Source organism: Nocardia blacklockiae (assembly GCF_015477355.1).
In the GTDB taxonomy this organism is placed as follows: domain Bacteria; phylum Actinomycetota; class Actinomycetes; order Mycobacteriales; family Mycobacteriaceae; genus Nocardia; species Nocardia blacklockiae.
Genome location: NZ_JADLRJ010000004.1, coordinates 478892 through 500547, shown reverse-complemented (window position 1 = coordinate 500547; position 21656 = coordinate 478892). Strand labels below are relative to the sequence as shown.

The following is a 21656-nucleotide window of genomic DNA, read 5'->3' as shown; positions in this document are numbered from 1 at the left end:
GGCTGCCTCCTGTCCTTACCTTGATCGCATCACGAAAGTTCCACCGTCGAGGTGTTACTTCCGTTCTTTGCTGTTCGGGTCTCGTTCGGGTTGTGACCAGCGGAACTCGTAGCAAAGACAAGCGACGGTCGCTGTGGTGTCACGTACGTACTGGCACCACCGCGGCCCGCGTGAGGTGCTGGAAGGACGCATCTTGGCAGTCTCCACCCAGACCAAGGCCGGTATCCCCGGAGCCCCGAAGCGGGTGTCTTTCGCGAAGATCCGCGAGCCCTTGGAGGTTCCGGGTCTTCTCGATCTACAAACCGAATCGTTCGCCTGGCTGATCGGCTCACCGGACTGGCGGGAACGGGCTAGCGCCCGCGGCGACGTCAGTCCCGTCGGCGGGCTCGAGGAGGTGCTCGAGGAGCTCTCGCCCATCGAGGACTTCTCGGGATCGATGTCCCTGTCCTTCTCCGATCCGCGCTTCGAAGAGGTCAAGGCCTCCATCGAGGAGTGCAAGGACAAGGACATGACCTACGCGGCGCCGTTGTTCGTCACCGCGGAGTTCATCAACAACAACACCGGTGAGATCAAGTCGCAGACGGTCTTCATGGGCGATTTCCCGATGATGACCGACAAGGGCACGTTCATCATCAACGGCACCGAGCGCGTCGTGGTCTCGCAGCTGGTCCGCTCGCCCGGTGTGTACTTCGACGAGTCCATCGACAAGGGCACGGAGAAGCTGCTGCACAGCGTCCGCGTGATCCCGAGCCGGGGCGCGTGGCTGGAGTTCGACGTCGACAAGCGCGACACGGTCGGCGTGCGCATCGACCGCAAGCGCCGCCAGCCGGTCACCGTGCTGCTGAAGGCGCTGGGCATGACGACCGAGGAGATCGCCGAGCGCTTCGGCTTCTCCGAGATCATGATGTCCACCCTGGAGAAGGACAACACCGCCGGCCAGGACGAGGCGCTGCTCGACATCTACCGCAAGCTGCGTCCGGGCGAGCCGCCGACCAAGGAGTCCGCGCAGACCCTGCTGGAGAACCTGTTCTTCAAGGAGAAGCGCTACGACCTGGCCCGCGTCGGCCGCTACAAGGTCAACAAGAAGCTGGGCCTCAACGCCGGCGAGCCCATCACCGGCTCGGTGCTGACCCGCGAGGACATCGTCGCGACCATCGAGTACCTGGTGCGCCTACACCAGGGCGACCGCGAGATGACCGCCCCGGGCGGCATCGAGGTCGGCGTCGAGGTGGACGACATCGACCACTTCGGCAACCGTCGCCTGCGCACCGTCGGCGAGCTGATCCAGAACCAGATCCGGGTCGGCCTGTCCCGCATGGAGCGCGTCGTGCGCGAGCGCATGACCACGCAGGACGTCGAGGCCATCACGCCGCAGACCCTGATCAACATCCGTCCCGTCGTGGCCGCGATCAAGGAGTTCTTCGGCACCTCGCAGCTGTCGCAGTTCCTGGACCAGAACAACCCGCTGTCGGGCCTGACCCACAAGCGCCGCCTGTCGGCGCTGGGCCCGGGTGGTCTGTCCCGTGAGCGCGCCGGCCTCGAGGTGCGCGACGTGCACCCGTCGCACTACGGCCGCATGTGCCCGATCGAGACGCCGGAAGGCCCGAACATCGGCCTGATCGGCACCCTGTCGGTGTACGCGCGGGTGAATCCGTTCGGCTTCATCGAGACGCCGTACCGCAAGGTGGTCGACGGCCGGGTCACCGACGAGGTCGTCTACCTGACCGCCGACGAGGAAGACCGCCACGTCCGCGCCCAGGCGAACTCCGCCGTCGACGCCGAGGGCAACTTCCTCGACGAGCGCGTGCTGGCTCGCCGCGGCAACGAGGAGATGGAGTTCGTCTTCCCGAACGAGGTCGACTACATGGACGTCTCGCCGCGCCAGATGGTGTCGGCCGCGACGGCCATGATTCCGTTCCTCGAGCATGACGATGCGAACCGTGCCTTGATGGGTGCGAATATGCAGAAGCAGGCTGTGCCGTTGATCCGTGCCGAGTCGCCGCTGGTCGGCACTGGTATGGAACTGCGTGCCGCGGTCGATGCCGGTGACATGGTCGTGAACGAGAAGGCCGGTGTGGTCGAGGAGGTTTCGGCCGATTACATCACCGTCATGCACGATGACGGCACCCGCCGCAGTTACCGCATGCGGAAGTTCTCGCGGTCGAATCAGGGCACGTGTGCCAACCAGCGTCCGATCGTGGACGAGGGGCAGCGGGTCGAGCAGGGTCAGGTTCTGGCTGATGGTCCGTCCACCGAGAACGGTGAGATGGCGTTGGGTAAGAACCTGCTCGTGGCGATCATGCCGTGGGAAGGCCACAACTACGAGGACGCGATCATCCTGTCCCAGCGTCTGGTGGAAGAGGATGTTCTCACCTCGATTCATATCGAGGAGCACGAGATCGACGCTCGCGACACCAAACTCGGTGCCGAGGAGATCACTCGCGACATCCCGAACGTGTCCGATGAGGTTCTGGCGGATCTGGATGAGCGGGGCATCGTGCGTATCGGTGCCGAAGTTCGTGACGGTGACATCCTGGTCGGCAAGGTCACCCCGAAGGGTGAGACCGAGCTGACCCCGGAGGAGCGGTTGCTGCGCGCGATTTTCGGTGAGAAGGCCCGCGAAGTCCGTGACACCTCGCTCAAGGTGCCGCACGGTGAGTCGGGCAAGGTGATCGGTATTCGGGTGTTCTCGCGGGAGGACGACGACGATCTGCCCCCGGGTGTCAACGAGTTGGTGCGTGTGTATGTGGCGCAGAAGCGCAAGATCCAGGATGGTGACAAGCTCGCGGGTCGTCACGGGAACAAGGGTGTTATCGGCAAGATCCTCCCGAAGGAGGATATGCCGTTCATGCCCGATGGCACTCCGGTCGACATCATCTTGAATACCCATGGTGTGCCGCGTCGTATGAACATCGGCCAGATCCTGGAAACCCATTTGGGTTGGGTCGCCAAGGCCGGTTGGAAGGTCGAAGGCAATCCCGAGTGGGCGAAGAACCTGCCGGAGGAGATGTGGGGCCAGGAGCCCGACACCAACATCGCCACCCCGGTGTTCGACGGCGCCCAGGAGGACGAGCTGACCGGTCTGCTCGGGTCCACCCTGCCCAACCGCGACGGTGAGGCGATGGTGAACGCCGACGGCAAGGCCACGCTGTTCGACGGTCGTTCGGGTGAGCCGTTCCCGTACCCGGTGGCGGTGGGTTACATGTACATCCTGAAGCTGCATCACTTGGTGGACGACAAGATCCACGCGCGGTCGACGGGTCCGTACTCGATGATCACCCAGCAGCCGCTCGGTGGTAAGGCGCAGTTCGGTGGTCAGCGTTTCGGTGAGATGGAGTGCTGGGCCATGCAGGCCTACGGCGCCGCCTACACCCTGCAGGAACTGCTGACCATCAAGTCCGACGACGTGGTGGGCCGCGTGAAGGTGTACGAGGCGATCGTCAAGGGCGAGAACATCCCGGAGCCGGGCATTCCCGAGTCCTTCAAGGTGCTGCTCAAGGAGCTCCAGTCGCTGTGCCTCAACGTCGAGGTGCTGTCCTCCGACGGCGCCGCGATCGAGCTGCGCGAAGGCGAGGACGAGGACCTGGAGCGCGCCGCGGCGAACCTGGGAATCAACCTGTCCCGCAACGAGGCTGCAACGGTCGACGACCTGGCGCAGTGAGCCGATTCGGTCCCCGGCCGCGAATTGCGGCCGGGGGCAGTAGAACTAGCGAATTTTGCTCGATACTCAACCCGAACAGGGGAAAGGAAGTTACGTGCTAGACGTCAACTTCTTCGATGAACTCCGGATCGGCTTGGCTACCGCCGAAGACATCCGCCAGTGGTCCTATGGCGAGGTGAAGAAGCCGGAGACCATCAACTACCGCACGCTCAAGCCGGAGAAGGACGGCTTGTTCTGCGAGAAGATCTTCGGTCCCACCCGGGACTGGGAGTGCTACTGCGGCAAGTACAAGCGCGTGCGCTTCAAGGGCATCATCTGCGAGCGCTGCGGCGTCGAGGTCACTCGCGCCAAGGTGCGCCGCGAGCGGATGGGCCACATCGAGCTGGCCGCTCCGGTCACCCACATCTGGTACTTCAAGGGCGTGCCCTCGCGCCTGGGCTACCTGCTGGACCTGGCGCCGAAGGATCTCGAGAAGATCATCTACTTCGCCGCGTACGTGATCACCACCGTCGACGACGATCTGCGCCACAACGAGCTGTCCACGCTCGAGGCGGAGATGGAGGTCGAGAAGAAGGCCGTCGCCGATCAGCGCGACGCCGATCTCGAGGCTCGTGCCCAGAAGCTCGAGGCCGACATCGCCGAGCTGGAGGCCGAGGGCGCCAAGTCCGACGTCCGCCGCAAGGTGAAGGACGGCGGCGAGCGTGAGATGCGCCAGCTGCGCGACCGGGCCCAGCGCGAGCTGGACCGGCTCGACGAGATCTGGAGCACCTTCACCAAGCTGGCTCCCAAGCAGCTGATCGTGGACGAGGTGCTCTACCGCGAGCTGCAGGACCGCTACGGCGAGTACTTCACCGGCGCGATGGGTGCCGAGGCCATCCAGAAGCTCATGCAGAACTTCGACATCGAGGCCGAGGCCGAGAACCTGCGTGAGACCATCCGGACGGGCAAGGGGCAGAAGAAGCTCCGCGCCCTCAAGCGCCTGAAGGTCGTCGCCGCGTTCCAGACCAACGGCAACTCGCCGATGGGCATGGTGCTCGACGCCGTTCCGGTGATCCCGCCGGAGCTGCGGCCGATGGTGCAGCTGGACGGTGGCCGCTTCGCGACCTCCGACCTGAACGACCTGTACCGCCGCGTCATCAACCGCAACAACCGCCTCAAGCGACTGATCGATCTGGGCGCGCCCGAGATCATCGTCAACAACGAGAAGCGGATGCTGCAGGAGTCGGTCGACGCCCTGTTCGACAACGGCCGTCGTGGCCGGCCGGTCACCGGTCCCGGTAACCGTCCGCTCAAGTCGCTGTCGGATCTGCTCAAGGGCAAGCAGGGCCGCTTCCGTCAGAACCTGCTCGGTAAGCGCGTCGACTACTCCGGCCGTTCGGTCATCGTCGTCGGTCCCCAGCTGAAGCTGCACCAGTGCGGTCTGCCCAAGCTGATGGCCCTCGAGCTGTTCAAGCCGTTCGTGATGAAGCGCCTGGTCGACCTGAACCACGCGCAGAACATCAAGTCCGCCAAGCGGATGGTCGAGCGGCAGCGCGCCCAGGTGTGGGACGTCCTCGAAGAGGTCATCGCCGAGCACCCGGTGCTGCTGAACCGCGCGCCCACCCTGCACCGCCTGGGTATCCAGGCCTTCGAGCCGCTGCTGGTCGAGGGCAAGGCCATCCAGCTGCACCCGCTGGTGTGTGAGGCCTTCAACGCCGACTTCGACGGTGACCAGATGGCCGTGCACCTGCCGCTGTCGGCGGAGGCGCAGGCCGAGGCCCGCATCCTGATGCTGTCGTCGAACAACATCCTGTCCCCGGCGTCCGGCCGCCCGCTGGCCATGCCCCGCCTGGACATGGTGACCGGCCTGTACTACCTGACCCGTCGGGTGGAGGGCGCGGTCGGCGAATACCGGCCGGCCACCAAGGACGAGGCCGAGTTCGGCGTGTACTCCTCGCCGGCCGAGGCGCAGATGGCGGTGGACCGCGGCGAGCTGACCGTGCAGTCGCTGATCAAGGTCCGGCTGACCGACCAGCGTCCGCCCAAGGACGTCGAGGCGGAGCTGTTCCCGGAGGGCTGGCAGCGCGGCGACGCGTGGACCACCAAGACCACGCTGGGCCGGGTGCTGTTCAACGATCTGCTGCCGGCGGACTACGCGTTCATCGACGAGATCATGCCGAAGAAGCGGCAGGCGGCGATCATCAACGATCTCGCCGAGCGCTACCCGATGATCGTGGTCGCGCAGACCGTCGACAAGCTCAAGGACGCCGGGTTCTACTGGGCCACGCGTTCGGGTGTCACCGTCTCCATGTCGGACGTGCTCGTGCCGCCGGAGAAGGCCGAGATCATGGAGCGCTACGAGCAGCAGTCCGACCAGATCGAGAAGAAGTACCAGCGCGGTGCTCTCGACCACCAGGAGCGCAACAACGCCCTGGTGAAGATCTGGCAGGAGGCCACCGAAGAGGTCGGTAAGGCGCTGCGCGCGCACTACCCGGCCGACAACCCGATCATCACGATCGTCGATTCGGGCGCCACGGGTAACTTCACCCAGACTCGTACCCTCGCGGGCATGAAGGGTCTGGTGACCAACCCGAAGGGTGAGTTCATCCCGCGGCCGATCAAGTCCTCGTTCCGTGAGGGCCTGACGGTGCTGGAGTACTTCATCAACACCCACGGTGCGCGAAAGGGCCTGGCCGACACCGCGCTTCGCACCGCCGACTCGGGTTACCTGACCCGTCGTCTGGTGGACGTGTCGCAGGACGTCATCGTCCGCGAGGAGGACTGCGGCACCGAGCGCGGCATCAACGTGAAGATCGCGGAGAAGGGCCCCGACGGCTCGCTGATCCGCGACCCGCACGTGGAGACCAGCACCTACGCCCGCACCGCGGCCATCGACATCGTCGACGCCAAGGGCAACGTGGTGGTCGAGAAGGGCCATGACATCGGCGATCCGGCGATCGACGCGCTGCTCGAGGCCGGCGTCACCGAGGTCAAGGTGCGGTCCGTGCTGACCTGCACCTCCGGCACCGGTGTCTGCGCGATGTGCTACGGCCGCTCGATGGCGACCGGCAAGCTGGTCGACGTGGGCGAGGCCGTCGGTATCGTCGCCGCCCAGTCCATCGGTGAGCCCGGTACCCAGCTGACCATGCGCACCTTCCACCAGGGTGGTGTCGCCGGTGACGACATCACCGGTGGTCTGCCCCGCGTGCAGGAGCTCTTCGAGGCTCGGGTGCCGAAGGGCAAGGCGCCCATCGCCGAGGTGTCGGGTCGCGTGCGGCTCGAGGACGACGACCGCTTCTACAAGATCACCATCATTCCGGACGACGGTTCGGACGAGGTGCTCTACGACAAGCTGTCCAAGCGGCAGCGGCTGCGGGTGTTCAAGCACGACGACGGCTCCGAGCGCCTGCTCGCCGACAACGACCACGTCGAGGTCGGTCAGCAGCTGCTGGAGGGTTCGGCCGATCCGCACGAGGTGCTGCGCGTGATGGGTCCGCGGCAGGTGCAGGTCCACCTGGTCCAGGAGGTCCAGGAGGTCTACCGGTCGCAGGGTGTGTCCATCCACGACAAGCACATCGAGGTCATCGTGCGGCAGATGCTGCGCCGCGTCACGATCATCGACTCGGGCGCGACGGAGTTCCTGCCCGGCTCGCTGGTCGAGCGCGCCGACTTCGAGGCCGCGAACCGTCGCGTCGTGGCCGAGGGTGGCGAGCCGGCCTCGGGTCGCCCGGTGCTGATGGGTATCACCAAGGCGTCGCTGGCCACCGACTCGTGGCTGTCGGCGGCCTCCTTCCAGGAGACGACTCGGGTCTTGACGGACGCGGCGATCAACTGCCGCTCCGACAAGCTGATCGGCCTGAAGGAGAACGTGATCATCGGCAAGCTGATCCCGGCCGGTACCGGCATCAACCGCTACCGCAACATCCAGGTCCAGCCCACCGAGGAGGCCCGCGCGGCCGCCTACGCGGTGCCGTCCTACGACGACACCTACTACACCCCGGACGGCTTCGGCCAGTCCACCGGTGCAGCGGTCCCGCTCGACGACTACGGCTTCAGCGACTACCGCTGACCCGCTGTCCCACAACCCAATTCGCCCCGCCTCCCTCCGGAGGCGGGGCGAATTGCGTAGCGGGGTCGTACGGCTGACGAGTCGGCGCTCGATTGTGAGTCTGTGGCAGTCGGACAACACCTACGAGAGTGCGTATCCTCCGAGTAGCCTGCCCTCATGCCTGCTGGTGGATTCACCGCCGAGGATCTGCCTCGCCTGATCGAAGTTGTCGATGCCCGCTTCGAACTGCTCGACGGTGAAGTCGTGATGATGGCTCCGGCCACGATTTGGTGTGCCGAGGTCATCGACATACTCAAGTTCGCGCTGCGCGCTGTGGCGCCCCGCTCACTCGTCATCGCGACAGAGAAGGGTGTCAATCTGGGCAGCAGTGTGCCGGAACCCGACGTCCTGGCCGTCTCGCGAGACGCCGTACAGGCCGACAGCCTGCTTTTCGACGCTGAAGACATTCATCTGGTCGTCGAGGTCGTTTCGCCGCGCACCAAGACCAAAGACCGCAAATTGCGGCCGATGCAGTATGCCGAGGCCGGCATCAAGCATTTCTGGCGGGTCGAGAACGAGGACGACGAAATGGTCGTCTACACCTTCGAACTGCTCCCCGAAGGCGGCTGCTACGCCCCGAGCGGTGTCTTCCGCAAACAGCTACGCGTCGACCGACCGTTTCCGATCGACATCGAGTTGCCCGAAGTCACTTGGTGATTCGTCGCTGTCGCTGCTCGAGGCAGCAGGGAACCGAATGTACGTCGGAGCCTTGCACTCAGTTTCGGCGAAACTGAGTTCAGTTGGGTTCGCCGTGGTGGACGGTGAGGAGGCCGGTGAGGATGAGGGTGGCGCCTAGGTATTGGAGGGGGTGGGGGGATTCGGCTAGGAGGAGCCAGGCGAAGAGGAGGGCGGTGAGGACTTCGGTGAGGGCTGCGAAGGAGGCGAGGCGGGAGCCGAGGAGGCGGGTGGCGGCTATTCCGGTGACGTAGGCGAGGGCGGCGGTTACCACGCCGAGGGTGAGGACGGGGAGCCACCAGGGGGTGGTCAGGGCGCGGAAGGTGACCGAGGTCGTGGTGGCGGACATCGGGAGGATGCCCGCGGCGCCGGCGGCGAGCAGGCCGAGGCCGCCGATGAGAAGGCCTGCCGTGGCGAGGACGGTGCCGGGCAGCGTGCCGTCGCCGTGGGCCGACAGGATGAAGTAGCCGGCCGCGCCGACCATGGCGAACAGCGCCCACGCGATGCCGGTCCAGCTGGTCGACAGTCCGGCGCGCAGGTCGAGCACCAGGAACAGGCCCGCCAGGCCGAGCGCTCCGCCGCAGAGCGTGAGCGCGCCGGGGCGCTGCTGGTAGCGCAGCCACAACCAGGCGATGACGGCGATCGGCGCGGTGTACTCGATCAACAGCGCCACCCCCACCTGCATGTGCGCGACGGCGTTGAAGTAGCCGAGCTGGGTCCCGGCCACCGCGAACAAGCCGTAGCCGAGGATCAGGGAAGCGTTGTGCCGCAGCAGATTCCACCTGCCGCGCAGCTGGTACGCCGCGATCGGCGCGAGGACCGCGGCGGCCAGCAGCACCCGCACCGCCACCACCGTCGCGGCGCTCCACCCCGCGTCCATCAGGCCGCGGGCCAGCGAGCCGGACAACCCGAACGACGTGGCGGACACCGCCGCCAGGGCGAACCCGATCCCCATCCGGGCGCCGACGGGCCTGTCATGAGTCAACGTCGCCATGACCAATGACGCTAAAGAGCGCATTGGTAATCTGTCAACATGGATTTCGCTCATGACACCGTGGCGTCGATGATCGCGGCGGTGGAACTGGTGAACTCGGCGGAACCGCCCGACACCCTGACCGAGATCGCCGAGCTGGACGCGTTCTTCGCGCGGCACGCCTACACCGGCGCGCACGCCCGCGACGCCGGTGAACTCGCGGCGGTGCGCGACCTCCGCGCGCCACTGCGGCGGCTGCTGACCAGCGACCGCGAGACGGCGGTCGGCCTGGTCAACGAGATCCTGGCAGAGCATCACGCGCTGCCGCAGCTGGTCCGGCACGGCGACGTCGACTACCACATCCACGCCGTCGCCCCCGATGCCCCGCTCCCGGTCCGCATCGCGGTGGAAACCGCCATGGCCATGATCGATCTGATCCGGGCCGACGAGCTGAGCCGCCTGTCGCTCTGCGCCGACAAAGGCTGCGCCGGAATCGTTTTCGACACGTCCCGCAACCGCTCCCGCCGCTACTGCAGCACCGCGTGCGGCAACCGCAACGCCGTCGCCGCCTACCGGGCCCGGAAGAAGTAGGCCGCCCGGCCGCCGTGCCCGGGCGGGTGTTCGCGGGGAGTTCAGGCGGTTGTCATCGCGGAGTCGGGTGGGGTCGAGCACGATGAGGGCATGCGACGAATCGGGATTCTGTGCGCGGTGGTGCTCGCGGCGGGGACGGTGGCGGCCGTCGGGCTCGCCGCGGCGGACGAACCGCGGCCGTTCGACCTGCAGGCGCATCGCGGTGGCCTCGGCCTGACGGTGGAGAACACGCTGCCCGCCTTCGCGAACGCGCTCGAACTGGGCGTCAGCACCTTGGAATTGGATGTGCAGATCACCGCGGACGGCTTCGCGGTGGTGACGCACGACCGCGACCCCAGCCCCGACAAATGCGTGGACACCGTCCCCGCCTTCCTGGGCGATCCGAAATTCCCCTACGTGCCGCCGAAGACCTACATCCGCGACCTGACGCTGGCCCAGGTGCGCACGATCGACTGCGGCAGTAGGCAATTGCCCGGTCACCCCGAGCAGCGGACCGCGCCCGGCGCCCGAATGCCTTTGCTCTCCGAGGTTTTCGACCTGGTGCGCCGCTACCGGGCCGACGGTGTGCTGCTGAACATCGAGACCAAGGTGGAGGCGCCCGCCCCGGAGCAGACCGCGCCGCGCGAACAGTTCGTCCGGGTGGTCGCCGACGAGATCCATCGCGCCGGGATCGAAAACCAGGTCACCATCCAGAGTTTCGACTGGGGCTCGCTGATTCGGATGCGCGAGGTGGCGCCGGAGCTGCCGCTCGTCGCGCTGACCAGCGGCCAGGAGAACCTGCGCATCGGGGAGCCGGGACCGTCGCCCTGGCTGGGCGGCATCGATATCGACGACTACTCGGGCACCCCGCAGGAACGTCTCGTCGCGGCGGCGAAATCAATAGGTGCGCAAGCGATCTCGCCGGTGCACGGCGACCCGCAGGACGGTGCCGTCACCGACCCCGGCTACCGGCCTTTCACCACCGCTGCCCTCGTGCGTGCCGCACACCGCGACGGCCTGCGCGTCGTCCCGTGGACGGTCGACGATCCGCCCACCATGTCCGCCCTGCTCGACCTCGGCGTCGACGGCCTCATCACCAACCGCCCCGACGTCCTGCGCACGGTGCTGTCCGACCGCGGTTACGCCCTGCCGACGGCCTATCCACGCCCGTAGCCGTCGTAGCAGCCCGTAGCCGCGCGTAGCCGCCCGCGGCCGTGCGGCGCAGCGCGCCGAAGACTGCGGACCCGGCGACGAGCGGACCGCCGGACTCGGCGGATGGACAGGACGGGGGTCGCCCGGGTATGAAAATTAGAACGTGTTTCAACTCGGACGGAGTGGCGATGGACAGCGCGGCAATGGGCGAACTGGTGATGGCGGGCTTCAAGAAGCTCGGCTTCCTCCAGTACGCCGGGATCGACGGCGTGGATTACCAGGTCGGGCGCAATGTCGTGGAGATGGCGCCGCAGCCGGAGCACCTGAACCACAACGGTGACGTGCACGCGGCGATCCTGTTCGGGCTCGCCGAGACGGCGGCGATGGGCGCCTCGATCTCCGGGATCGTGGATCTGATGGGCGAGGCGTTCATCGTCGCCCGCGACGGACGCATCGAGTACCTGGCGCGCGCCAAGGGCACGGCCGGCCCGATCCGGGCGACGTCGGAACTGCCGGCCGAGACGGTCGCCCGCACCCGCGCCGACATCGAGGCACGCACCCCGATCGAACTGGCGGTGCCGGTGGACATCACCGACAACACCGGCAAATCCGTTGCCGCGGCGACCTTTACCGCGGTGATCCGGCCCCGCCGGTGACCATGTGGTCTACGGCCTGGCGGGCCTCGTCGACGGCGGACTGGCCACCGGCCGAGTACAACCCGGCCGCGCCGCCCACCAGCGCGCCCAGCACGGTGAAGATCGGCACGGTGATGATGTCGAACATGAACAGCCCGGCCGGGAAGCCGACGAAGAAGCCGATGACCGCGCCGATCGCCGCGCCCGACGCCACGGCCGGCGCGTGCGCCTGCACCACGTCGAACAGCCGCTGCTGAGCGTCGATGTCGCGCACCGGATTCGGCGCCTGGCCGACCGGCGTCAGGGTGAGGCGGCGGCCGCCGTCCTCGATCAGCGGGGCGAGGTCGAGCCGGTGGCCGGCGATGTCGTAGCGCAGCGGCACGCTGGTGACGTATCGGCCCGAATCATCGGTCACCGCAACGGATTCCGCGTCCCAGGTGGCGAGGAAGCGGCCCGCCTGCAAGGTGCTCACCGCCGCGCGCTTGTCCTCGGTCAGCCCCACCCGATAGTCGACCCCGTGATCGGTGCCCTGCGCCTCGAACGGCGGGCGTTCCGGCCGCTCGGGATCGGCGGCGGCGGTAGCGGCGGTGGCCGTGACCGCCGTCAGGCACAGCAGGGCGGTCGCAACGGATTTCGTGATCCTCATCCATGACTTCTCTCGCGCGGCGGGCCGGCGGCCCGGATCCCGGATGAAACTACCGGCCCGGCCGCGCGATCTGAAGGGTTGCGGCGCGGCGCAAATGGGTTATCGGTCAGCGTTCGCTGTCCAGCATCGCCATCTGCGCCGGTGCGTACCGATCCCCGGCCACCCGGTCCGCCGGCGCCGCCGCCTCGAGTTCCGCCAGCTCGGCGTCGGATAGCCGGATATCCAGCGCGCCAACGGCTTCCGCCCACCGATCGGCCCGGCGCGCCCCGATGATCGGGACGATGTCGCTGCCACGCGAGAGCACCCAGGCGATGGCGAGCTGCGCCACCTTCACCCCGCGCTGCTCGGCGATCTTCGCCAGCGCCTCCACGAGCTCCAGGTTCGCGGTGAGGTTCTCGCCCTGGAACCGCGGGCTGTGCGCGCGGAAGTCGTCGGCCGCCAAGGGCTTTCCGCCCCGCAGCGAGTCGCTGAGCAGGCCGCGCGACAGCACGCCGTAGGCGGTGATCCCGATGCCCAGCTCGCGGGCGGTGGGCAGGATCACCGGTTCGATGCCGCGGGAGATCAGCGCGTACTCGATCTGGAGATCCGAGATCGGGTGCACGGCGGCCGCGCGGCGCAGCGTGTCGGCGCCGACCTCGGACAGCCCGATGTGGCGCACGTACCCTTCCTCGATCAGCTCCGCGATCGTCCCGACGGTGTCCTCGATCGGGACGTTCGGGTCCAGCCGCGCGGGGCGGTAGATGTCGACGTACTCCACGCCGAGCCGCTGCAGCGAATAGGTGAGGAAGGTGCGGATCGCGGCGGGCCGGGTGTCGATGCCGAGGAAGCCGCCGTCCGGGCCGCGCAGCGCCCCGAACTTGACGCTGAGCAGGTAGTCCTCGCGGGGCCGGTCGGCGAGCACGCGGCCGATCAGCGCCTCGTTGTGGCCCATGCCGTAGAAGTCGCCGGTGTCGATGAGCCGGGCGCCCGAGTCGAGGGCGGCGTGGATGGTCGCGCGGGCGTCCGCCTCGTCGACCGCGCCGTACGCGCCCGCGGACATGCCCATCGCGCCGAGGCCGATACGGCCGGTGACTGGCCCCGTGGCCCCGAGTCGCACTGTGTCGATGTTGGTCATACCGGAATCCTGCGGCCCGCCGCCCGGCTTCGGCAGAGATCACTTATCGGGGGATCGGCGATCCCTGGTTGCGGGCGCGGCGGGGGAGGACAGTGGAGCCATGGACCGCGATGATCTCGCCGATTTCCTGCGCCGCCGCCGCGAACGGCTGCAACCGGCGGACGTGGGCCTGCTGCCCGGCCTGCGCCGGCGCACCCCGGGCCTGCGCCGGGACGAGGTGGCCCTGCTCGCGGGCATGTCGACCGACTACTACACCCGGCTCGAGCAGTCCCGCGGCCCGCGCCCGTCGGTGCAGGTGCTGAGTTCGCTCGCCCGCGCCCTGCGGCTGACCGACGACGAACGCGACCACCTGTTCCACCTCTGCGGCCACGCGGCGCCCGACCGCGGCCGCGTCGACGGCCACGTCTCGCCCGGACTGCTGTACCTGCTGAACAAACTCGACGACACCCCCGCCTGCGTGGTGTCCGATCTCGCCGAGGTGCTGGTGCAGAACCGCATGCACGTCTATCTGGGCGGCGTCGCCACGCGCCACACCGGCATGGACCGCTACCTGCTGTGGCGCTGGTTCACCCATCCGGAGGAGCGCGCCAAGTTCCCCGCCGCGGACTGGGATCGCCTGACCCGCAACCACGTCGCCGATCTGCGGGCGACCGCGGCCCGCCGCTCCGGCGACGCCGACGTGGTGGAACTGGTGACCCGGTTGCGCGCCGCCAGCCCCGAGTTCGAGCGATTGTGGAGCCGGCACGAGGTGGCGGTGCGGGTCGGAGACGCCAAGCGCATCATCCATCCGCAGGTCGGGCTGCTGGACCTGGTGTGCGAAACGCTGGTCACCCCGAACGCCTCGCAGTCCCTGCTGGTGCTCTATCCGCGCCCGGGCACCGACGCGCAGGAGAAGCTGGATCTGTTGCGCGTCATCGGAACTCAGTCGATGGCGGTGGCGGCCGAGCCGACGGACTCGCGAACCGACTCGGGCAGTGCGGGTTTCGAGCTGCCTTGAGCCGCGGATCAAGAGTCCCGCGCGAGGCGGCGCTTGCGCGGCTGTAGTCGCAGGTTCGGTAGCGGCGGTGCGGGGATGCGCTGCTCCGGCGGGTGCCCGGCGATGCCGGGGAACCGGCCGAGATCGCGGTTCTCCCAATCGTTTCGGGCCGCCACGATCTCCTCGTGGCTGCGGCCGACGAAGTTCCACCACATCACCAGGTCCTCGCCGAACGGCTCCCCGCCGATCAGCACGGCGTGCGCGCCGCGCTCGGTGGCGAGGGACAACGCGGCGCGGTCGCTGCCCAGATACAGCAGCGGGCCGGGGCGTACGGCGGTCCCGGCCGCGGTCAGCTCGCCGTCGATCACGAGCAGCGCGTGCTCGAACTCGGGCGTCAGCGTCAGCTCGATCTCGGCCCCGGGATCCAGGCGCAGGTCCGCGCCGACGATCGGGGTGTAGGCGATCGCCGGGGAGGTGACGCCGCGCGGGCCGTCCGGCCCGGTGGCGCTCAGCGAACCGATCAGCACCGTGGCCCGCAGTCCGGGCAGTGCCAGCACCGGCAGGTCGCGATGCTGTTCGAAGTGCGGCTCGATCCCGGTGTGCGAGCCGGGCAGGGCGATCCAGAACTGCAGGCCGTGCCCCGCGGGCGCGCCCGGCACCGTGTACTCGGAGTGGGCGATCCCGCGGCCGGAGGTCATCAGGTTCAGCTGGCCCGGCTCGATCCGCACGTCCGAGCCGACGCTGTCGCGGTGCCGGATCTCGCCGTCGAACGGCCAAGTGACCGTTTGCAATCCGATGTGCGGATGCGGGTCGATGTCCGGCGGCAGTTCGGCGCTCGCCGCGGGTGAACCGAAGTGGTCGAGGAAGCACCAGGCACCGACGGTCGGCAGGTCGCGCTGCGGCAGCACCCGCTCGACGGTGACGCCCCGGACACCACCCAGCGGCACCACGCGCGCCGGGTGGAAGTCGGTGCGCGGCCCGGGCGCCGGTGCGGCCTCGCACAGCGCCTCGCCGGGCCGGGCCTCCAGGTCGCTCACCGCTGAATGCCCTTGCCCACCACGTGCTCGTCGAATTCCGGGTGCTTGTCCAGCCAGCTCTTGATGAACGGGCAGCGCGGCACGACGGCGCGGCCGCGGGCCACCACGTCCTCGATCGCCTTGCGCGCCAGCGTGCCGCCCAGGCCCTTGCCGCCGAACTCGCTGTCGACCTCGGTGTGGATGAACACGGTGTCCTCGTCGCGCTCCCGGAATTCGGTGAATCCGGCCAGCTTGTCCCCGTACCACACCTCGTAGCGATGCTGTTCCTCGTTGCGGACGACGGCCGTGGTCACAGCCTGCTCGGTCATTGCCTCATGTCTCCTTCCGCGCCCGCACCGGATGCCTGCTCGTGATCGATACGCGATCGACTGCGCCCGTCGTCGTCGCCCGGACGACCGCCGACACCTGGTCGGCCGACAGGTATGGCCGCGCAAAAGCATACTCACGCTCCATCATCCGCTCGTCGGGCAGCGCGGTGGGGAGTTCGGCGCGGGTCGGCTTATCGATCCGGATACCGGCATCGGAGTCGGGGATTGCATTTCGCAGGCATCGTAACCGGGCCTTGCACGCCCCGCGCGCGGTCAGTCCTCGGCTGCCAGCCGCCGGTTCACCTCGCCCAGTCCCGCGGCGAGCGCGGCCAGCTGTTCGGGGGTCAGGGCGTCGAGGAACAGCGCGCGGACGGCGGCGACGTGGCCTGGCGCGGCCTGTTCGAGCGCGCGCTGCCCGGCCTCGGTCAGCACGGCGTAGACCGCGCGCATATCGGACGGGCACTGCCGCCGGCGAACCAGACCGGCCCGCTCCAGCCGATCGATCTGATAGGTGAGTTTGCTCTTGGAATCCAGCAGGGCCGTGGCGAGTTCGCGCATCCGCAGCTCGCGGTCGGGCGCCTCGGCGAGCCGGACCAGGATCTCGTACTGCACGTGGGACAGCCCGGCATCGCGCTCGAGCTGCTGATCCAGCCGGCGGTCGAGCGAGCCGACCGCGGTCCGGAACGCCAGCCAGGCCCGCTGCTCCAGCTCGTCGAGCCAGCGCGGATCGCTCATGCTCCGAGGTTACTGCCGCGGAATAACGTCCGGGCGCTGTCCGTTCAAATTTGAACGAAACGTCCCCGGTACCTCGGAGCAGCCATGAACGGCACACACCTCGGCGGCAGCGTCCGCACCCGCGTCCGCATCCCGCTCACCTTCGGCGACGGCTACTCGACCGGTGCCGAGGCGGTGACCTTCGCCGGACTCGACGACGGGCGCGAGCATCTGGCCCTGGTCCTCGGCGAACCGCCGGTCGGCCGGCCGCCGCTGGTCCGGTTGCATTCGGAATGCCTGACCGGGGACGTGTTCGGGTCGGCGCGGTGCGACTGCGGGGCGCAGCTGCGTGAGGCGGTCGAGCGGATCGACGCCGTCGGCGGGGTGCTGCTGTACCTGCGCCAGGAGGGCCGCGACATCGGGCTGTACAACAAGCTCGACGCCTACGCCCTGCAGGACGCGGGCCTGGACACCTACCAGGCCAACACCGCGCTCGGGCTGCCCGAGGACGGCCGCGACTACACCGCCGCGGCGCAGATGCTGGCCGGGCTCGGCATCGCCGAGATCGACCTGCTCACCAACAATCCCGAGAAGGCGCGCCAGCTGCGGACGCTCGGCGTCCGGGTCCGGGAGACGGTGCCGACCGGCGTGCACGCGACCCCCGACAACGTCCGGTACCTGCGCGCGAAGGCGGACCACACCGGGCACACCATCCGGCTGATCGGCTGACGATCGGCATCGACCGAGGAGAGACCATGGCGGCGAACGGAATTCGCGAACCCGCGGGCCGGATGCCCGCCCTCTACGTCAGCCACGGCGCCCCGCCGCTGGCCGACGACCCGCTGTGGCCGGGGCAACTCGCCGCGTGGTCGGCCGAATTGCCCAGGCCCACCGCCGTTCTCGTGGTGTCGGCGCACTGGGAGGACGCGCCGGTCACGCTCGGCGCCACGGCCACGGTGCCGCTGGTCTACGACTTCTGGGGCTTTCCGGAGCACTACTACTCGGTGCGCTACCCCGCGCCCGGCGCGCCGGAACTGGCGGCGCGGGTGCGCGCGCTGCTGGGCGGCTCGGTGCACGAGGCCCCGGACCGGGGACTGGATCACGGGGCCTACGTGCCGCTCGTCGAGATGTACCCGGACGCCGACATCCCGGTGCTGCAACTGTCCATGCCGACGCTGGACCCGGCCGGCCTCTACGCCCTCGGCCGCGCGCTCGCCCCGCTGCGCGACGAGGGCGTGCTGATCCTCGGCAGCGGCTTCTTCACGCACAATCTGCGCGAGATGACGCCCGGCGCAGCGGCGGACGAGGCCCCGGGCTGGTCGCGCGAATTCGACGAGTGGGGCCGCGAGACGCTGGCCGCTGGTGACGTCGACAGCCTGCTGAACTTCCGGCACACCGCGCCCGCCGCGCGGGTGGCGCACCCGCGCATCGAACATTTCGCGCCGCTGTTCGTGACGCTCGGCGCGGGCGAGGCGGACCTCGACGCGCGCCGCACGGTGATCGACGGATTCTGGTACGGCCTGGCGAAGCGGTCGATTCAGCTGGGCTGAGCGCCGGCCGGCTCGGGCGTGCGCAGCACCGGCTCCGCCGCGCCGTGCATGGCGGCGACCCGGCCCTCGTACAGGGTGATCTTGCGATCGAGTACCGCCAGCGTCTGATTCAGCTCGTCGATGCGGGCCAGCACGCCGTCGCGGGTGTCGCGGAACATCTGCAGGCGCTGGGGCGTGGTGACGTCCCCGGCCCGCACCAACTCGGCGTAGTGCAGCATGTCGGCCACCGACATGCCCGTCAGCCGCAGGCAGCTGATCAGATGCAGCCAGTTCAGATCGCGGTCGCTGAACCGGCGCTTGCCGCCGGAATCGCGGCCGACGTAATCCATCAACCCGATGCGCTCGTACCAGCGCAGCGTGTCCCGGCTCAGCCCCGATCGCTCGGCGGCCTCGCCGATCGAGTAGCGCGGCCGCTCGTATTCGGTGTCGTCGATGTCCTGTACGGGCACACCCATCGGTTCGCCTCCTGTTGTCCCACCGAAGACGTTACCGACCTGGAGTGCACTCCAAGCAAGGGTCAGCCGCGCGCCGGCAGCTCCTGTACCGCCCACTTGTTGCCGTCGGGGTCGGCGAAGTAGGTGAACAGGCCCCAGCCCTCGTCCTTCACCGGCGTGGCCGGCACGCCCGCCGCGACCAATTGCTCGTAGGCCCGCTCGGCGCTGTCCACGACCATCTGCATGCCCTCGACACTGCCCGGGGCGGCCTGGGTGATGCCGCGGCCGACGCAGATCGAACACCCGGACCCCGGCGGCGTGAGCTGCACGAAACGGATGTCCTCGGTGGGGCTTTCGTCGTGATCGGCGTGGAAGCCGATGCGTGTGTAGAACTCCTTGGCCCGGTCCACATCCGTGACGGGAATGGCGACGAGTTCGATTTTCCAATCCATGCACAGAGGGTCCCACCGAGCACCGACAGAAACGGGCGAATCGGCCTACCCTGGGTCCATGGCCAAAGAGATCGATCGGATCAGGGCGCGCTCGGCCCTAGAGACGGTCAAGGAGAATCCGGTGATCGCCGCGATCGCGGCGGTGCCGGTGCTCATCGTGCTGGGCGTCGTCTGGGCGCTCACCAACTGGTTCGTCGCGCTGCTGGTGCTCGTGCTGCTCGGCGCCGTCGTGGTGGTGCGCGGCAAACTCCTGCACTGAGCCATAGCCCGCGGCACCGAGCCGCACGCTGCCCCGCCGACCTTTCTCAGCGTGGCACGTGGAAGCGCGTCAGCTCCCCGGTCCCCGGATCCACCCGCGCCCACGGCCGGTCGAACTCCAGCACGGCCAGCGCCGAGGTGGGGAACTTGCGGCCGAGTTCCACCGCTTGCGGGGAGTTCCGATCGGCCGCCAGTTCCCAAGCGGCATAGGGGATTCCGGGCGCGTGCCCGATCAGCAGCAGCGTCCGCACGTCGTCGTCGGCGAGCCGGATGAGTTCGAGCAGCGTGTCCGGCGCGGCGTCGTAGATGGACGGCTCGTATTCGACCGGAGCGGTGAGGCCGGTGGCCGCCGAAGTTTCCCGGGTGCGGACCGAGTCCGAGCACAGCACGGCATCGATCGGGGGCTGGGTGTCGCGCAGCCACTCACCGGCCAGCGCGGCCTCGCGCCGGCCGCGCGGCGCCAGCGGCCGCTCGTGGTCGGCGACGCCGGGCGGATAGCTGGATTTGCCGTGCCGCATCAGGATCAGGGTCCGCACCATAGCCATACCGTAAGGCGCAACCCGGGTACCGGTGTGTCGCACGACACCCTCCTGCGCGGAGATACAGCTCACTCTCGAGGCACACTGATGGTGGTGTCACACACGCGGCTCCCGGCCGCACGCGTGTGACGCATGCCCCGTCCAACCCCCGGGCGGAGTACTGACCATGGATGTTTCGAGGATCTGCGAGATATGGCCTATGTGATCACGCAGCGTTGTTGCAACGACGCCAGCTGCGTACCCGAGTGCCCGGTCGATTGCATTCGTCCCACTCCGGAGCAACGCGAATTCGCGACGACCGAGCAGCTCTACATCGACCCGGACACCTGCATCGACTGCGGTGCGTGCGTGGACGCCTGCCCGGTGGAGGCCATCTTCTCCGAGGACGATCTGTCGGCTTCCCTGGCGCGTTTCCGCGATATCAACGCGAGCTACTTCCAGCGGCACCCACTGGAGTCGAATTTCGATCCGCTGGTGACCCCGGCCCGCCCGCCCAAGGAGCTGGGCACGCTGCGGGTGGCGATCGTCGGCGCCGGCCCGGCCGCCTGCTACGCGGCCGACGAGCTGCTGCGGCGCGCCGACGTCGAGGTGGAGATGTTCGACCGGCTGCCCACCCCCTGGGGCCTGGTGCGCGCCGGCGTGGCGCCGGACCACCCGGGCACCAAGACGGTGTCGGGCATGTTCGAGAGCGCCTTCCGCCGCGACACGCTGCAGTACCACCTGAATGTCGAGGTGGGTAAGCATGTTTCGCACGAGGAGCTGCTGGCGCACCACCACGCCGTGATCTACGCCGTCGGCGCCTCCAGCGACCGGCAGCTGAACGTGCCGGGTGAGGACCTGCCCGGCAGCCACTCCGCCACCGAGTTCGTGGCCTGGTACAACGGCCATCCCGACTACGCGGACCGCACCTTCGACCTGTCGGGCGAGCGCGCGGTCATCGTCGGCAACGGCAACGTCGCCCTGGACGTGGCCCGCGTGCTGACCCTGGATCCGGAGGAGCTGGCCAAGACCGACATCGCCGACCACGCCCTGGACGCCCTGCGCGGCAGCAACATTCGCGAGGTCGTGGTGCTGGGCCGGCGCGGGCCGCTGCAGGCCGCCTACACCTCGCCGGAGTTCCTGGCCCTGGGTTACCTGAAGGGGATCGATGTGATCATCGATCCGGCCGAGCTGGAACTGGACCCGGCGAGCCGGGCGCTGCTCGACGATCCCGACGTCGAGCCGTCGCTGAAACTGAAATACGAACTGGCGCAGGAGTACGCGGCGAAGACGCCGAACCCGGCGCACAAGCGCATCGTGTTCCGCTACCTCACCTCGCCGACCGCCGTCACGGGCGGCGACCACGTCGAGGGCGTCGACTTCGTGCACAACGAACTGGTCGCCGAGGACGGCCGGGTGTCCGCGCGCGCCACCGACCGCACCGAGTCGGTGTCGGCCTCGCTGGTGCTGCGGTCCATCGGCTACCGCGGCGAGCCGGTGCCCGATCTGCCGTTCGACGAGGCCACCGGCGTCGTGCCGAACGAGCACGGCCGGGTTGTCGCCGACGGCGCGCACGTGCCCGGCGTCTACGTCTCCGGCTGGATCAAGCGCGGGCCGCGCGGGGTCATCGGCTCCAACCGGGTCGACGCCCAGGAGACCGTCGAGCACCTGATCGACGACTTCACCTCGGGCAAGCTGACCGCGCCGCAGGGCGACCGCTCGGCGCTGAAGGCCCTGCTCACCCAGCGTCAGCCCGACCTGGTGGACCGCGAGGGCTGGAAGGCCATCGACGCCGCGGAGAAGACCGCCGGCAAGTCCGGCGGCCGGCCGCGCATCAAGTTCACCACCCGCGAGGACCTGCTCAAGGCCGCGCGCGGGTAGACCCGAAAAAGCCTC

The 21656-nt window shown here is 68.7% G+C and carries 20 protein-coding genes; 11 read left to right on the top strand and 9 right to left on the bottom strand.

The window, feature by feature from the left end:
• Positions 1-175 precede the first annotated feature (175 nt).
• The 3 genes from rpoB to IU476_RS15120 all read left to right on the top strand — a co-directional run bounded on the left by rpoB (position 176) and on the right by IU476_RS15120 (position 8405).
• Positions 176-3661, top strand: coding sequence for a DNA-directed RNA polymerase subunit beta (gene rpoB / locus IU476_RS15130; protein WP_195101001.1), 3486 nt, complete (start codon positions 176-178; stop codon positions 3659-3661).
• A 94-nt stretch (positions 3662-3755) separates the two neighbouring features.
• Positions 3756-7709 carry a DNA-directed RNA polymerase subunit beta' gene (locus tag IU476_RS15125; protein WP_195100573.1) on the top strand — a complete coding sequence of 1318 codons (3954 nt, stop codon included), beginning with the start codon at positions 3756-3758 and terminating at the stop codon, positions 7707-7709.
• Positions 7710-7865: 156 nt separating this feature from the next.
• Complete coding sequence (locus IU476_RS15120) at positions 7866-8405, top strand: Uma2 family endonuclease (protein ID WP_195100571.1); 540 nt, start codon at positions 7866-7868, stop codon at positions 8403-8405.
• A 79-nt stretch (positions 8406-8484) separates the two neighbouring features.
• Here IU476_RS15120 and IU476_RS15115 read toward each other — a convergent pair whose 3' ends face one another.
• A complete protein-coding gene (locus tag IU476_RS15115; RefSeq protein WP_195100570.1) occupies positions 8485-9417 on the bottom strand; it encodes an EamA family transporter in 933 nt (310 codons plus the stop codon).
• Positions 9418-9456: 39 nt separating this feature from the next.
• Here IU476_RS15115 and IU476_RS15110 point away from each other — a divergent pair, with 39 nt between their 5' ends.
• The 3 genes from IU476_RS15110 (at position 9457) to IU476_RS15100 (ending at position 11774) form a co-directional block, all read left to right on the top strand.
• A complete protein-coding gene (locus IU476_RS15110; protein ID WP_195100569.1) occupies positions 9457-9987 on the top strand; it encodes a CGNR zinc finger domain-containing protein in 531 nt (176 codons plus the stop codon).
• A gap of 90 nt (positions 9988-10077) precedes the next feature.
• Entirely contained in the window at positions 10078-11139 is a 1062-nt protein-coding gene (locus IU476_RS15105) for a glycerophosphodiester phosphodiesterase family protein (RefSeq protein ID WP_195100568.1), read from the top strand.
• Positions 11140-11306: 167 nt separating this feature from the next.
• Positions 11307-11774, top strand: a complete 468-nt coding sequence (locus tag IU476_RS15100; protein ID WP_195100567.1) for a PaaI family thioesterase — start codon at positions 11307-11309, stop codon at positions 11772-11774.
• Here IU476_RS15100 and IU476_RS15095 read toward each other — a convergent pair.
• Together IU476_RS15095 and IU476_RS15090 are read right to left on the bottom strand one after the other, a co-directional pair.
• Entirely contained in the window at positions 11746-12399 is a 654-nt protein-coding gene (locus IU476_RS15095) for a DUF8020 domain-containing protein (RefSeq protein WP_195100566.1), read from the bottom strand. The two genes, IU476_RS15100 and IU476_RS15095, sit on opposite strands and share 29 nt — an antisense overlap.
• A gap of 106 nt (positions 12400-12505) precedes the next feature.
• Positions 12506-13513 carry an aldo/keto reductase gene (locus tag IU476_RS15090; RefSeq protein WP_195100565.1) on the bottom strand — a complete coding sequence of 336 codons (1008 nt, stop codon included), beginning with the start codon at positions 13511-13513 and terminating at the stop codon, positions 12506-12508.
• 100 nt (positions 13514-13613) lie between these two features.
• Here IU476_RS15090 and IU476_RS15085 point away from each other — a divergent pair, with 100 nt between their 5' ends.
• Positions 13614-14510, top strand: coding sequence for a helix-turn-helix transcriptional regulator (locus tag IU476_RS15085; RefSeq protein WP_195100564.1), 897 nt, complete (start codon positions 13614-13616; stop codon positions 14508-14510).
• Between the two features lie 8 nt (positions 14511-14518).
• On the opposite strand, the gene IU476_RS15080 is transcribed toward IU476_RS15085, so the two are convergent.
• The 3 genes from IU476_RS15080 to IU476_RS15070 form a co-directional block, all read right to left on the bottom strand.
• On the bottom strand, positions 14519-15526 hold the full coding sequence (locus IU476_RS15080) for a pirin family protein (RefSeq protein ID WP_195100563.1): 1008 nt from the start codon (positions 15524-15526) through the stop codon (positions 14519-14521).
• Complete coding sequence (locus tag IU476_RS15075) at positions 15523-15834, bottom strand: GNAT family N-acetyltransferase (protein WP_195100562.1); 312 nt, start codon at positions 15832-15834, stop codon at positions 15523-15525. The genes IU476_RS15080 and IU476_RS15075 overlap by 4 nt, the downstream gene beginning before the upstream one ends.
• 273 nt (positions 15835-16107) lie before the next feature.
• Positions 16108-16569 carry a MarR family winged helix-turn-helix transcriptional regulator gene (locus IU476_RS15070; RefSeq protein WP_195100560.1) on the bottom strand — a complete coding sequence of 154 codons (462 nt, stop codon included), beginning with the start codon at positions 16567-16569 and terminating at the stop codon, positions 16108-16110.
• 84 nt (positions 16570-16653) lie between these two features.
• Here IU476_RS15070 and IU476_RS15065 point away from each other — a divergent pair, with 84 nt between their 5' ends.
• Together IU476_RS15065 and IU476_RS15060 are read left to right on the top strand one after the other, a co-directional pair.
• Positions 16654-17277, top strand: a complete 624-nt coding sequence (locus IU476_RS15065) for a GTP cyclohydrolase II (protein ID WP_195100558.1) — start codon at positions 16654-16656, stop codon at positions 17275-17277.
• A 62-nt stretch (positions 17278-17339) separates the two neighbouring features.
• Positions 17340-18098: a dioxygenase family protein gene (locus IU476_RS15060; RefSeq protein WP_195100999.1), complete on the top strand. Its 759-nt coding sequence runs from the start codon at positions 17340-17342 to the stop codon at positions 18096-18098.
• Here IU476_RS15060 and IU476_RS15055 read toward each other — a convergent pair.
• Together IU476_RS15055 and IU476_RS15050 are read right to left on the bottom strand one after the other, a co-directional pair.
• Positions 18086-18553, bottom strand: a complete 468-nt coding sequence (locus tag IU476_RS15055; RefSeq protein ID WP_195100556.1) for a MerR family transcriptional regulator — start codon at positions 18551-18553, stop codon at positions 18086-18088. The two genes, IU476_RS15060 and IU476_RS15055, sit on opposite strands and share 13 nt — an antisense overlap.
• Before the next feature lie 62 nt (positions 18554-18615).
• Positions 18616-18984 carry a VOC family protein gene (locus IU476_RS15050; RefSeq protein WP_195100554.1) on the bottom strand — a complete coding sequence of 123 codons (369 nt, stop codon included), beginning with the start codon at positions 18982-18984 and terminating at the stop codon, positions 18616-18618.
• A gap of 58 nt (positions 18985-19042) precedes the next feature.
• Between IU476_RS15050 and IU476_RS15045 the strand changes: the two genes are divergently transcribed.
• The gene (locus IU476_RS15045) at positions 19043-19243 is read left to right on the top strand and encodes a hypothetical protein (protein ID WP_195100551.1); all 201 of its coding nucleotides are present in this window, start codon (positions 19043-19045) and stop codon (positions 19241-19243) included.
• Between the two features lie 46 nt (positions 19244-19289).
• Here the strand turns inward: IU476_RS15045 and IU476_RS15040 are convergent, their stop codons facing one another.
• The gene (locus IU476_RS15040) at positions 19290-19781 is read right to left on the bottom strand and encodes a SixA phosphatase family protein (protein ID WP_195100548.1); all 492 of its coding nucleotides are present in this window, start codon (positions 19779-19781) and stop codon (positions 19290-19292) included.
• Between the two features lie 192 nt (positions 19782-19973).
• Between IU476_RS15040 and IU476_RS15035 the strand changes: the two genes are divergently transcribed.
• A complete protein-coding gene (locus IU476_RS15035) occupies positions 19974-21641 on the top strand; it encodes an FAD-dependent oxidoreductase (RefSeq protein WP_195100546.1) in 1668 nt (555 codons plus the stop codon).
• Positions 21642-21656: the final 15 nt, after the last annotated feature.